Source organism: Nitrospirillum amazonense (assembly GCF_007828035.1).
GTDB lineage: Bacteria > Pseudomonadota > Alphaproteobacteria > Azospirillales > Azospirillaceae > Nitrospirillum > Nitrospirillum amazonense.
Window position 1 is genome coordinate 289,967 of sequence record NZ_VITV01000006.1, and the last position, 12,237, is coordinate 302,203.

Sequence of the window (12,237 nt, forward strand, 5' to 3'; positions counted from 1 at the left end):
TCCGGGCGGCATGATTGCGATCGTGCCGCCCTTTCTTTTTTGTGCCATTACAGGAGTAGTGACAGCTGGTGCCGAGGGGAGCGATGCCACATGGGGAATGACGCCCGGAAACCGACGATCATCGACGTCGCCCGTGAATCCGGGGTTTCCATCAAGACCGTGTCGCGCGTGCTGAACGGCGAGCCTTACGTCAACCGCGCCACCTTGGACAAGGTGATGAAGGCCATCCATGACCTGGGCTATCACCCCAACATGTCGGCGCGCACGCTGGCCGGCAAACGATCCTATCTGCTGGGCCACCTCTACGGCGACCCCGCCGGCCCCTACACCATGGAAATCCAGGTGGGACTGCTGAACCGCTGCCGCGCCCGGGGCTATCACCTGCTGATCGAGGAGATCGACTATCGCGGCCAAGATGTGGAACGGCGGGTGCGCGCCGTGCTGGACTGGCTGCGCCCCGACGGCGTGGTGCTGACCGCCCCCATCACCGACGAGCCGCGCGTGCTGTCGGTCCTGACGGAAAGCGGCATACCCCTGGTGCGGGTGACGGCGGAAAGCGGCGGCGACACCTTCTCCTCCGTCTGGATCGACGAGCGGCAGGCGGCGGCCGCCCTGACCCGCCACCTGCTGTCGCTGGGCCACCGCCGCATCGGCCTGATCAAGGGCCCCGCCAACCACGGCGCCACCGAGCGCCGCCACCTGGGCTATCGCGACGCGCTGGCGGAGCTGGGCATCGCCGAGGATCCGGACCTGATCGAGCAGGGCGCCTTCACCTTCCCCTCCGCCCTACCCTGCGCCGAGCGGCTGCTGAGTTTGCCGGAGCCGCCCACCGCCATCTTCGCCTGCAATGACGAGATGGCGGCCGCCGTCATCGTCGTGGCCCAGGCGCGGGGCCTGAGCTTGCCCGACGACCTGTCAGTGGCCGGCTTCGACGATTGCCCCATTGCCAGCATGACCTGGCCGCCGCTAACCACCGTGCGCCAGCCCATGCGCAAGCTGGGGGAGGAGGCGGCGGATCTGCTGATCTCCCGCCTCATGGAACGCCCGCGCGGCGACGCCACCGTGCCCCACCGGCTGGTATCGCATGACCTGGTGGTGCGTGCCTCCACCGCCCGGCCAAAAGCGCAGAACCCGGCGCGCCGCCGCACCAGGAAGGCGGGCTAGGACCAGCCGCGTCAGCAGCCGGCCCCACAAGTGAATGATCGGTTCAGGGCGATGACGTTCGGAACGCTTGCGCATGGTGCGCGCCGGCCATACACTGAACCACATGGTTCAGTGTATAAATCCTCCCCTCGACCTCTCGTTCGCGGCGCTATCCGATGCGACCCGCCGCGGGATCATCGATCAGCTTGGCCGCGGGGACGCGTCGATCACCAGTCTCGCCGACCAATTCCGGATGACGCTGACCGGCATGAAGAAGCACATCCAGGTTCTGGAGCGGGCGGGGCTCGTCATCACGCGGAAGGTCGGACGGGTAAGGACCTGCGCGCTTGGAAAACGCGGCCTGGCGGCGGAGGCCGAGTGGATCGAGACCCACCGCAAGCTCTTCGAGGCGCGCTTCGACGCCTTGGACGAGATCATCAGTGAGATGAAACGGGAGGAAAGCGATGACTCAGCACGGTGACAACCCCACGTCAGTCGAGCGCAGGGGCGATCGCGAACTGGTCGTGACGCGGACATTCGACGCGCCGCCGAGCGTGGTTTACAGGGCGTGGAGCCAGCCGGAGCTGTTCCGGCGTTGGTGGATGCCGAAATCGGTGCCTGGCATTTCTCTCGTATCGTGCGAGCTGGACGTGCGTACCGGCGGAAAGTATCGCCTGGAATTCGCCGCCGGCGGCTCGGACACCATGGCCTTCTACGGCAAGTATATCGAGGTGGTGCCCAACGAGCGCATCGTCTGGACCAACGACGAGGGCGAAGAGGGCGCGATCACCACCGTGACTTTTCAGGACCTGGGCGGAAAGACGCTGCTGACTTTCCACGAAGCCTATCCGTCCAAGGAGGCGCTTGAGGAAGCGCTGCAGGGCTCGGCGGCGGCACTGCCGGAGCAGCTGGCGCAGCTGGGCGACCTGCTTGCCGGCACGGGCGATCTGCCCTAACGGGCCAGGTCACGCAAGGCCGCCACGGTGGCGGCCGCCAGCGCGGGATCGGTGCGGACCCCGGGTGGCACCGCCTGGTCGAACAGCAGGCGGGCGGGCCCGGGTGAGAGCACCAGCACGCGATGGGCCAGGGCCACCGCCTCCGCCAGGTCGTGGGTGATCAGCAGCGTGGGCACAGGCCGGCGCAGGAGCTGTTCCGCCAGGACGGCGCGGGCCAGGCGCTGGTTGCCCTCATCCAGGGAGGCGAAGGGCTCGTCCAGCAGCAGGGCCTGGGCATCCACCGCCAGGGCGCGGGCCAGCGCCAGGCGCCGCGCCATGCCCAAGGACAGTTGCGAGGCCCAGACGTCCGCCTGGGCCGCCAGGCCCAAGCGCTCCAGCAGCCGCTCGCCCTCCGCCGGGTCGGCACCGGCCAGGGCCAGGTTCTGCCGCACGGTGCGCCAGGGCAGCAGGCGGGGCTGCTGGAAAACGACACCCAGGTTGGGCACCGGGCGCGCGCCCTCCCCGCTCCACCGCACGGTGCCCGTAACCTCGCGGTCCAACCCGGCCACCAGGCGCAGCAGCGTGCTCTTGCCACAGCCGGAGGGGCCGACCACGGCCGTCACCTCACCCTCGTCCAGGCTGAAGGCCAGGCCGCCCAGCACCGGCCGGCCGGCCAGGCGCTTCTCACGGATATCGACGATGAGCCGGGTCATGACACTCTCCACCGCGCCGCTCGGCGTTCCAGCGGCTGCAGGGCTGCCCATTCGATGACCTGGACGATGAGGATGAAGGCCAGGGCGTAGGCCAGGATGTGGGCCACGTCGAACAGCTGGAAATAGACCTGAATCTGGAAGCCGACGCCGTCGCTGCGGCCCAGCAGCTCCACCACCAGCACGATCTTCCAGATCAGCGCCAGGCCGGAGCGGGTGGCGGCGAACAGGTAAGGCAGCAGCTGCGGCAGCACGATATGGCGCAGGGTGGCCGCGCGGCCGTAGCGGAAGACCCGCCCCATCTCCAGCAACTCCGCGTCCAGGGCCCGCACGCCCTCGCGTACGGTGACGGCGGTGGTGGGCAGCTTGTTCAGCGCCACAGCCGTGATGGCCGCCGCCTCCGTCAGGCCGAACCACACGTAGAGCAGGACGATCAGCACCAGGGCCGGCAGGTTCAGCAGCAACAGCAGCGCACTGTCCAGCCACAGGTCCACCGTGCGCCACCAGCCCATGGCCAGGCCCAGCGCCGTGCCCGCCCCCATGGCCAGCAGGAAGGACACCGCCACCCGGGCCAAGGTGATGCCGACATGGTGGGGTAAGGCGCCCGACGCCGTCTCCCGCGCCATGACGGCCAGCACGGTGGAGGCCGGCGGCGCCAGGGGGCTGGCCGCCAGCCGCCCCGCCGCCTCCCACACCAGCAGCAGGACCAGGACGGACAGCGCGCGGATCAGCCAGGCCCGGCCCCGGCCTGCCGCCTCCCGACTCACCAAGATTGCGTCGCCTGCCAGAAGGTACCGGCCGGCAGCACGTCGCCACCGCCGCCCACCAGCGCCGGTCCGCCCACCGAGGCCAGCACCTGGTACAGCTGGGCGGCGGCCTCTTGTTCCGCCGCCCCCCAGTGGCGGGGAATGCCGCGCCGGTACCAGTCGCGCAAGGCGTCGAACTCCGCGTCGCTGCCGGCGTCGGCCAGAGGGCGCAGCTTGGGCCATTCCGCCTCATCCTTGACCAGCAGGTCGCGCGCCTGGCGGCTGGCGGCGATGAAGCCCTCCAGCACGGCGCTGTTGGCCTTGGCCCAGCGTTCGGAGAAGACGTAGCCCACCATGGGCGGCGTCCCCTGGACGCCCAGCCCGGTCACCGCGTCCTCAACCGTCAGCAGGCGGCGTTGCCCGGCCGCCTGACCCTTGGCGGCGAAGGGCCAATAGGTCAGCAGGGCGTCCAGCCGGCCGACCGCCAGCGCGTTGGCCAGCAGGGGTGGTGCGCCGAAGGTTTTCTCCGCCGTCCGGTCCAGGTCGATGCCGACCTGGCGCTGGGCATAGGCGCGCAGGATCAGCCAGTTCTTGTCCAGCGCGCCGCCGGCGATGCCCAGGCGGCGGCCCGGCAGATCGGGCACCGTGGCCACTGGCCCCTGCGCCGGGGCCATCAACGCGCCAGCGGAATTGGAAAAGGGGATGAAGGTCCAGTCGCCGCCGCCCGATCCTTCCTGGGTCGTCCGCTGCCGCGCCACCCACAGCCAATCCACGGCGATGGTGTCCACCTGGCCCGCCTGCAGCGCCACCTGTGTCGCCTGGCCGGTGGCGAATTCCTGGGGGATGATCGCCAGGCCGTGGGCCGCGTCCAGCCCGTGGCGGCGGATGACGTCCAGTTCCCACGACACGGTGCCATAGCGCAGGATGCCGACACGCAAAGCCGGCGCACCCGCGGCCCGGACCCGCATGGGCACCGAGGCGGCAAGCCCCGTAGCCATCAGGCGGCGGCGTGTCATGGTCATGGGGACATCCAAATCGGGGCATCCTCCGCGCCCGGCCGGGGTGCCGGACCCAGTTCAATCCTGGGTTGTCCATGGCCCTGGGCTGTTCCTAGCTTCGAACGCCATTATCGGGCCGCCGGCTTCACCCCTGTCAACCCGGGCCCTCTACGACTATAGAATGAGACAGCGCGCTGATTTCCGGCCCTGATTTCCTATGGCGGCCCCGGATGGCCCGGGCCATTATCGGTCGGCGGTCCCTGGTCTGACGTTTAAGGAGACGGCGGAGATGCCCAACCGCCGCCATGGCCTGATAGGCGTGTATCCCATAGGCGTGCTTCTTTCCGGCCTGCTGCTGGCCGGACAGGTGGCGCATGCCGCCCCGCCTGCGGCAAAGCCCGCCACCGTTGCGCCCAAGCCGGATGCGAAGCCCGACCCCGTCGCCAACATCGCCTATCTGGCGCTGGTGCAGAAGCGGGTGCTGCCGCAAAGCTTCCTGGACCAGCCACCGGAGGACGAGGGCGTGCAAGGCGCCCGCCTGGGCTTGGCCGACAACATCACTACCGGCCGCTTCATCCACCAGGCCTATCACCTGGAAGAGGCGCTGGAGCCCGATGCCGACGCCGTGATTGCCGCCTTCAAGCGGCTGGTGGCCCAAGGCTACCGCGCCTTCGTCACCGACGTGCCGGCCGACCTGCTGCTGCGCCTGGCCGACCTGGCCGAAGCCAAGGACGCCACGCTGCTGGACGCCACCAGCACCGACGACGCCCTGCGCGGTGAGCAGTGCCGGCGCAACATCCTGCACCTGCTGCCCAGCCGCGCCATGTTGGCCGACGCCCTGATGCAATACCTGACCATCAAGAACTGGCGCGACATCCTGCTGGTGGCGGGCCCCAACCCCGAGGACAAGCTGTATGCCGACGCGCTGCGCAAATCGGCGCGCAAATTCCGCCTGAAGATCGTGGCGGACAAGCCTTGGACCTATGACCCCGGCGCCCGGCGCACCGACACCGGCCACTACGCCATCGGGGCCGAGGTGGCGCGCTTCACCCAAGGCATCAAGTACGACGTGCTGGTGGTGGCGGATGAGGGCGACAATTTCGGCGATGACCTGGGCTATCGCGCCACCGATCCCCGGCCCGTGGCCGGCACCCAGGGCCTGGTGCCCGCCGCCTGGGCCCGCCCCTTCGAGCAATGGGGCGCCACGCAACTGCAGGCGCGTTTCCTGAGGCAGGCCGGCCGCTGGATGACGGAGCGGGACTACGGCGCCTGGATGGCGGTGCGCGCCCTGGGCGAGGCCGCTACCCGGGGCGGCAGCGTGGAAGGGGCGGCCATGACCGCCTACCTGCGCAAGCCCGAGTTCGAACTGGCGGCCTTCAAGGGTGCGCGGCTCAGCTTCCGCGCCTGGGACGGACAACTGCGCCAGCCGGTGCTGCTGGCCGACGCGCGGTCGCTGGTGTCGGTCTCGCCGCAGCCAGGCTTCCTGCATGAGACATCGGAACTGGACACGCTGGGTCCCGACCAGCCGGAGACGACATGCCATCCACGTTGATGCTTGCGGCCTTTAATCGCATCCGATCAAAGGCCCCCTCAAACGCCGGGTGCCCCCAGCCGGGGGCTTGGCTCCCTCGCGTTTCAGTCCGCTCCGCTCCCCAAAACGCTGCGGGGCCGGCAGTCGCCGGCCTGTTGCTCGCGATGGGCCTGCTATTGGCCACCACCCCCGCGATGGCCGAGCGGCTGCTGGTGTCCAATGAGAAGGACAACACCATCACGGTGGTGGACGCCGGTACCCTGGCCGTCGTCAAGACGGTGAAGGTGGGCGCCCGGCCGCGCGGCATCGCCCTGTCCAAGGACGGCAAGTCTCTCTACATCTGCACCAGCGACGCCGACCATATCGAGGTGCTGGATCTGGCCAGCCTGACGGTCAGCCGCACCCTGCCCAGCGGCCCGGACCCGGAGCTGTTCACCCTCAGCCCCGACGGCAAGACGCTGTACGTGTCCAACGAGAACGACAACATGGTGTCGGTGCTGGACATTGCCGCCGGCCGCATCGTCACCGAGATCCCCGTGGGGGTGGAGCCCGAGGGCATGGGCATCAGCCCGGACGGCAAGATCCTGGTGAACACGTCGGAAACCACCAGCATGGCCCATTTCATCGACACGCAGAGCCATGAGGTGCTGGCCAACGTGCTGGTGGGCAGCCGGCCGCGCGTGGCGCAATGGACCAAGGACGGGTCGCTGGTGTGGGTGTCGGCCGAGGTGGGTGGCACCGTCAGCGTCATCGATTCCGCCCAGCGCAAGGTCATCCAGACCATCCGTTTCGACATTCCGGGCGTGCCGAAGGAATCCATCCAGCCCGTGGGCATCCAGTTGACCGCCGATGGCACCACCGCGTTCGTGGCGCTGGGCCCCGCCAACCGCATCGCCGTCATCGACACCCACAGCTACCAGGTCAAGAAGTACCTGCTGGTGGGCCAGCGGGTGTGGAACCTGGCCTTCTCCGGCGACGGCAAGCGGCTGTACACCACCAACGGCGTCAGCAACGACCTGTCGGTCATCGACGTTGACGCGCTGAAGGTGGTGAAGTCGGTGCCGGTGGGCCGCCTGCCCTGGGGCGTGGTGGTGGCGCCGTGACGCCAGCCCCCCAAGTCACCACCGCGGCGCTTGACGTTTCCGGCCTCAGCCACGCCTTCGGACCACGCCAAGTCCTGCGCGACGTGGGCTTCAGCCTGGCCCCCGGCGACTTCACCGTGCTGCTGGGCCTGAACGGGGCCGGCAAGACCACGCTGTTCGCCCTGATCACCCGCCTGTACCACAGCCGGCAGGGGCGCATCGCTGTCTTCGGCCACGACATCCGCCGCCAGCCTTCCGCCGCCTTGGCCGCCATGGGTGTAGTGTTCCAGCAGCCCACCCTGGACCTGGACCTGACGGTGCGGCAGAACCTCGCCTATCACGCCAGCCTGCACGGCCTGGCCGGCTCCCGCGCCCGCATCCGCATTGAGGAGGAGCTGGAGCGCGTGGGCCTGGCCGACCGGCGGGACACCCGGGTGCGCCAGCTGTCCGGCGGCCAGCGGCGGCGGGTGGAATTGGCCCGCGCCCTGGTGCACGACCCGGCCCTGCTGCTGCTGGATGAGCCCACCGTGGGCCTGGACATCGAAAGCCGCCGCTTCCTGATCGACCATGTCCGCCACCTGTGCCGCAGCCGGGACATGGCCGTGCTGTGGGCCACCCATCTGATCGACGAGGCGGACGACACCGCCAAGGTCATCGTGCTGCACCAGGGCCAGGTACTGGACCAGGGGCCCGTGCCCCAGGTGACCGCCCGCGCCGGCGTGCCCACCCTGCGCGCCGCCTTCGACACCCTGACACGTCAGCATCAAGGGACACCTCAGCATCAAGAGGGGGCCGCGCGATGACCCCCATCCACTACGCCCGCTGCCTGGGCGGCATCGTGAAGCGCGAGGCGCTGCGCTGGACGCAGCAGCGCGGGCGCTTCTTTTCCGCCCTGGTGCGGCCGCTGGTGTGGCTGGCCATATTCGCGGCGGGATTCCACTTCGTCCTGGGCGTCTCCATCATCCCGCCCTATGAAACCTATATCCCGTACGAGGTCTATATCGCCCCCGGCCTGCTGGCCATGATCCAGCTGTTCAACGGCATGCAAAGCTCCCTTTCCATGGTTTACGACCGGGAGATGGGCAGCATGAAGACCCTGCTGGTCAGCCCCTTCCCCCGTTGGTTCCTGTTGACGGCCAAGCTGCTGGCCAGCGTGGTGGTGTCGGTGGTGCAGGCCTACATCTTCCTCGGCATCGCCTGGTTCTGGGAAATCGACCCGCCGCCGCTGGGCTATCTCTCGGTGCTGCCGGCCCTGATCCTGTCGGGCCTGATGCTGGGCGCGTTGGGCTTGGTTCTGTCGTCCTTCATCCGCCAGTTGGAGAATTTCGCCGGGGTGATGAACTTCGTCATCTTCCCCATGTTCTTCGCCTCCTCCGCCCTCTATCCGCTGTGGCGGGTGAAGGAAAGCAGCCTGACGCTGTACTGGATCTGCCAGGCCAACCCCTTCACCCACGCGACGGAGCTGATCCGCTTCGCGCTGTACGGCCAGATGGCGCCGCTGTCGGCCGGGGTGGTGGCGGGGGCCACGCTGCTGTTCATGGTCCTGGCGGTCTGGGGCTACGACCCCGGCCGCGGCCTGCTGGCCCGCCGGGGCGGCGGTGAATAAGGAAGGGTCTTGCCCATGCGCCTGCTGCTGAGCCTTGCTCTTATCCTGGCGTCGACTTCCGCCCTGGCCGCCCCGCCCCCGCCGGCCGGCCAGGCCAACCCCGACTGGCCCTGCCACCAGCGGCTGGTGCCGCAACTGACGGCCGCCACCTACTGGGGCGGGCCGCCCCTGCCGGAGCATGTGGACTGGCGCGCCGACAGGCGGGTGGCGGCGGTGGTGCAGGCCACGGCCCCGCGCGAGATCCCGGCGGATGAGGGTGAGAAGGCCCTGACCCGCTTCGCCGACAAGGTGCCCAAGGGCCAGCGGCCCACCGTCTATCCCAAGGTCTTCGCCGGCATCGTCGAGGAGATCAACAGCCAGCGTGCCGGCGTCATCACCCGCATCCAGGATCTGGCGCACCGCCAGCGCGACATGGGCGACCTGGTGTCCAAGGCCACCACCGAGTTGCAAGCCATCCCGGCCGAGACCACCGACCCGGACAAGCAGCAGCAGCGGGCGGAGATCGTGCAGCGCCGCGGCTATCTCATCCGCAATTTTGAGGAGGTGGAGCGCACGCTGCGCTACACCTGCGAGGTGCCGGTGGAATTGGAGGCGCGCCTGGGAACCTACGCCCGGGTGCTGAATGACCGGCTGCAATCCTGATGCAGCGGCCCTGCCGTTTTTCCATTCCTTGCAATGACCGGCATGTTATAGTGGCGCACCTTCAAGTTCAAAAGATGGAAGCCCATGCTCGGCGAACTTACGGCACAGCATTTCCTGCCGCTGGTCGATCAGGAATTCACGGTTACCTACCCAGAATACCAAGGAACCTTGATCCTGACCAAGGTTGATCATGGTAAGAAGAGTTCGGCGCCCGGTCGCTTTCGCGATCCGTTCTCTCTTTTATTCAACGGAACGGATCCGAACACGATGCTGAACCAGCACATCCATCCCTTGACCCACCCCACCTTAGGCACGCTGGAGATCTTCCTGGTGCCGCTGGGGCGCAACGAGGACGGGACCTATTTCTACCAGGCGGTCTTCAGCTGACCACCTGTGGGCCGGCGACGGTCACGCCGCTGGTGCCGCCAGCCAGGCCATGAGGAAGTAGGGGCCCACGGGCTCCACATCCTGAAAGCCCAGGCGCTGGTATAGCCGCCGGGCGCGGTTGTTGCCCTCCACATGGATGGTGCACTGGGCGTAGCCCTCCTCACGGGCCAAGCCCTGTACCCAACCCAGCAGCGCGCCACCCAGGCCATGGCCGCGCCAGTCCGGCATCAGGCCGATTTCCACGATACGCAAATCCCTGACATTGCGGCGGAACAGGTAAAGGCGGCCGATGGGCCGCCCATCCTTCTCCACAATCATGAAATCGGCATCGTGGTAATGCAGGGCGTAATGGGCCGCCTGCAGCCGCGCCTGATCCTGCAGGAAGGCCAGGCGTTCACCGTCCGTCCAAGGGGCGGCCTGCATCTCTTCCCACCGGTGCGAGACATAGAGGTCACGCACGAAGTCCGCGTCCCCCTCTCCCTGGTCGCGCAAGGACAGACCCTGGGCCGCCAGGTCGGCAGGCAAGGTCAAGGGCGGCAGAACCGGGGCGGCATCATCCACGGCGGCCGCCGCCCCTTCAGGCAGGCAAGACATCAAACCCCTTCCTCACTGACGCGATGGGAACTCACCGAACTGACAGATGCAGAAGTTGACCACCAGATAGGGCTGGTCGTTGGCACGGGGGGCGATGGCTGCCGAGCCGACAGTGCCAACCGTATTCGCCGCCAGCGTCGGGCCGCCTTGGGTCACCGCCGTGGTGGAATACAGCAGCATGTTGTTTGGACGGCTGAGGTAGGTCGTCGCCGTCGGAGTCGATACATATCCCGCATTGCCGGTATTCGGGTTTTTGACATTCACCAAATGATTATGGGGCGGGAAATTGCCACTGGTCAGCGCCACCGTGTCCGTACCGCCTTTCTCGCCCGCGTCGCGCGGCGTCAGGCCAGGACCTGAACCGTAGGCGATGGGAATGCACCCCATCATATTGGGCAGATTGTAATAGTTCTGCAGATCGCCGCCGTAAGTGTTGCCAATGACGGCGTACAGCGTGTTGTTCTGCTGAATCAGCACTTGCTGGCCATTGCATTGCGACCAGTTGGCGGGCGGAAAGGAGAAAGCGAAGGCGCGGATTTCACCGGTGAAGGGATCAGCCATGGTGAGATTCCTTCCAAAAGGGAAACGTCATGGGAAAGCCATCGCTCATGCGACGGCGTCGGCATGAGGGTCAATTCCGGGACGGATAGATGCCCTGAATGGCCATGATGTAGCCCACCGCGATGAAGGGCATCATGTTGTTATGCGGAACCGTTCCGCCGCCGGAACCCAGCGCCGAGGTTATGACACCCGTCTCCAACTGTACCGTCGTGGCCGTGGTGTCGGACGTGTACAGGCCCTTGATGCTCGTGGTGGCGGTATAGGAGGCGACCAAGTTACCTGAAGCGTTGAGATCGGAACCGGTCGCCGTACTGGCGCTGAAGCCGTGGGTGTGGGCGGGTGTATTGGCCTGCGTCAGCGTGACCGTCTCCGTGCCGCCGCTCTGACCCAACACGCGGCTGGTCAGGCCTGTGCCTTGCCCTTGACCGATCGGTGTGCGCCCCCGGTAGTCCGGCAGATTGAAGTTGGTAACGCCGTTCCCGCCGTAGGTCGTGCCAATCAGCGCGAACAGCGCCTGATTCTGACTGAGGCTTTGCGTGGAACCATCGCAAGCCGCCCAGTCGACTGGCACGTAAGGGCCGGCGAAAATGCGGATTTCGCCCAGGAAGCATTCGGACATCGGTGCCCTCCCTTTCGAAGTGCGGTGGCGGGGTCAGTTGCGCGGCGGGAAAATGCCCTGCAGGGCGATGCAGTAGTTGGCTACGACCCAGGGCTGCATGTTGGCGACAGGGGCGCTGGCACCGCTGGTGGCGAGGGTATCGGCGGGCAAGGTCACCGTCGCCACCGGCTGGCTGTTCACAGTCGGTGGGGTGTAGACCGGGATCGTGGCGTTCGTCGCGACCTTCGTGACCGAGGCCAGGGCATGATTTGCCAGACTTGCCGTTTGCGGAGGCGTGGCCGGGCCATTGATCACGTTCACGGAATGGGTATGGACCGGCAAGCTCGCCGTCGTCAGCGTCACCGTTTCCGCCCCACCCGACAGCCCCACCTGGGGCATCTGCTGACTGAGGTGCCGCGGCGTCCGTCCACGCAGATCCGGCAAATTGAAATTGCTGGTCCCGTTGCCGCCATAGTAGACACCGATGAGGGAATACAGCGCGATATTCTGCTGCAGGTTCAACAGCGCGCCGTTGCATAGCGCCCATCCTTTAGGCGCCCAGTTCCAGGTGAAAATGCGGATTTCGCCCACGAATGGTTCCATGAGAACAGCCTCCCCTTTTCGTGTTGAGCGAGCATCGATAGAAGTAACTACACTTTTAGGTCAAGTCCACAGCGCAATTGCTGCCATCGGGCGTATAACCC

General features: G+C 67.3%; 16 protein-coding genes. 9 read left to right on the forward strand and 7 right to left on the reverse strand.

The genetic code is table 11. The annotated features are described in order from the left end of the window. Window positions 1-90 precede the first annotated feature (90 nt). From FBZ87_RS18620 to FBZ87_RS18630, 3 genes are all read left to right on the forward strand, one after another. The gene (locus FBZ87_RS18620) at window positions 91-1,164 is read left to right on the forward strand and encodes a LacI family DNA-binding transcriptional regulator (RefSeq protein WP_145612074.1); all 1,074 of its coding nucleotides are present in this window, start codon (window positions 91-93) and stop codon (window positions 1,162-1,164) included. A 73-nt stretch (window positions 1,165-1,237) separates the two neighbouring features. Beyond that, complete coding sequence (locus FBZ87_RS18625; protein WP_211106997.1) at window positions 1,238-1,624, forward strand: ArsR/SmtB family transcription factor; 387 nt, start codon at window positions 1,238-1,240, stop codon at window positions 1,622-1,624. After that, window positions 1,608-2,099 (forward strand): SRPBCC family protein, encoded by a 492-nt coding sequence (locus tag FBZ87_RS18630; RefSeq protein ID WP_145612075.1) that lies wholly within the window; start codon window positions 1,608-1,610, stop codon window positions 2,097-2,099. The genes FBZ87_RS18625 and FBZ87_RS18630 overlap by 17 nt, the downstream gene beginning before the upstream one ends. Here FBZ87_RS18630 and FBZ87_RS30110 read toward each other — a convergent pair. Genes FBZ87_RS30110 through FBZ87_RS18645 form a run of 3 tightly spaced genes read right to left on the reverse strand, consistent with a single transcriptional unit; the run spans window position 2,096 to window position 4,556 of the window. Continuing rightward, complete coding sequence (locus FBZ87_RS30110; protein ID WP_145612076.1) at window positions 2,096-2,791, reverse strand: ABC transporter ATP-binding protein; 696 nt, start codon at window positions 2,789-2,791, stop codon at window positions 2,096-2,098. The genes FBZ87_RS18630 and FBZ87_RS30110 overlap by 4 nt on opposite strands. Then, window positions 2,788-3,555 carry an ABC transporter permease gene (locus FBZ87_RS18640; RefSeq protein WP_145612170.1) on the reverse strand — a complete coding sequence of 256 codons (768 nt, stop codon included), beginning with the start codon at window positions 3,553-3,555 and terminating at the stop codon, window positions 2,788-2,790. Before FBZ87_RS18640 ends, FBZ87_RS30110 begins: the two co-directional genes overlap by 4 nt. Next, window positions 3,552-4,556, reverse strand: coding sequence for an ABC transporter substrate-binding protein (locus tag FBZ87_RS18645; protein ID WP_145612077.1), 1,005 nt, complete (start codon window positions 4,554-4,556; stop codon window positions 3,552-3,554). Before FBZ87_RS18645 ends, FBZ87_RS18640 begins: the two co-directional genes overlap by 4 nt. A 265-nt stretch (window positions 4,557-4,821) precedes the next feature. On the opposite strand from FBZ87_RS18645, the gene FBZ87_RS18650 reads away from it, so the two are divergent. From FBZ87_RS18650 to FBZ87_RS18675, 6 genes are all read left to right on the forward strand, one after another. After that, on the forward strand, window positions 4,822-6,084 hold the full coding sequence (locus FBZ87_RS18650) for an ABC transporter substrate-binding protein (protein WP_145612078.1): 1,263 nt from the start codon (window positions 4,822-4,824) through the stop codon (window positions 6,082-6,084). A gap of 143 nt (window positions 6,085-6,227) precedes the next feature. Then, window positions 6,228-7,166, forward strand: a complete 939-nt coding sequence (locus tag FBZ87_RS18655) for a YVTN family beta-propeller repeat protein (RefSeq protein ID WP_145612079.1) — start codon at window positions 6,228-6,230, stop codon at window positions 7,164-7,166. Next, entirely contained in the window at window positions 7,163-7,948 is a 786-nt protein-coding gene (locus FBZ87_RS18660; RefSeq protein WP_145612080.1) for an ABC transporter ATP-binding protein, read from the forward strand. The genes FBZ87_RS18655 and FBZ87_RS18660 overlap by 4 nt, the downstream gene beginning before the upstream one ends. Continuing rightward, window positions 7,945-8,751, forward strand: coding sequence for an ABC transporter permease (locus tag FBZ87_RS18665; protein ID WP_145612081.1), 807 nt, complete (start codon window positions 7,945-7,947; stop codon window positions 8,749-8,751). Before FBZ87_RS18660 ends, FBZ87_RS18665 begins: the two co-directional genes overlap by 4 nt. A gap of 15 nt (window positions 8,752-8,766) precedes the next feature. Beyond that, window positions 8,767-9,393, forward strand: coding sequence for a hypothetical protein (locus FBZ87_RS18670; RefSeq protein ID WP_145612082.1), 627 nt, complete (start codon window positions 8,767-8,769; stop codon window positions 9,391-9,393). An 84-nt stretch (window positions 9,394-9,477) separates the two neighbouring features. Continuing rightward, window positions 9,478-9,780 (forward strand): DUF6916 family protein, encoded by a 303-nt coding sequence (locus FBZ87_RS18675; protein WP_145612083.1) that lies wholly within the window; start codon window positions 9,478-9,480, stop codon window positions 9,778-9,780. A gap of 21 nt (window positions 9,781-9,801) precedes the next feature. Here FBZ87_RS18675 and FBZ87_RS18680 read toward each other — a convergent pair whose 3' ends face one another. From FBZ87_RS18680 to FBZ87_RS18695, 4 genes are all read right to left on the reverse strand, one after another. Beyond that, window positions 9,802-10,374, reverse strand: coding sequence for a GNAT family N-acetyltransferase (locus tag FBZ87_RS18680; protein ID WP_145612084.1), 573 nt, complete (start codon window positions 10,372-10,374; stop codon window positions 9,802-9,804). A gap of 12 nt (window positions 10,375-10,386) precedes the next feature. After that, the gene (locus FBZ87_RS18685; RefSeq protein WP_145612085.1) at window positions 10,387-10,935 is read right to left on the reverse strand and encodes a phage tail protein; all 549 of its coding nucleotides are present in this window, start codon (window positions 10,933-10,935) and stop codon (window positions 10,387-10,389) included. Between the two features lie 70 nt (window positions 10,936-11,005). Further along, window positions 11,006-11,554, reverse strand: a complete 549-nt coding sequence (locus FBZ87_RS18690; RefSeq protein WP_145612086.1) for a phage tail protein — start codon at window positions 11,552-11,554, stop codon at window positions 11,006-11,008. A 33-nt stretch (window positions 11,555-11,587) separates the two neighbouring features. Further along, window positions 11,588-12,136, reverse strand: coding sequence for a phage tail protein (locus tag FBZ87_RS18695; RefSeq protein WP_145612087.1), 549 nt, complete (start codon window positions 12,134-12,136; stop codon window positions 11,588-11,590). Window positions 12,137-12,237: the final 101 nt, after the last annotated feature.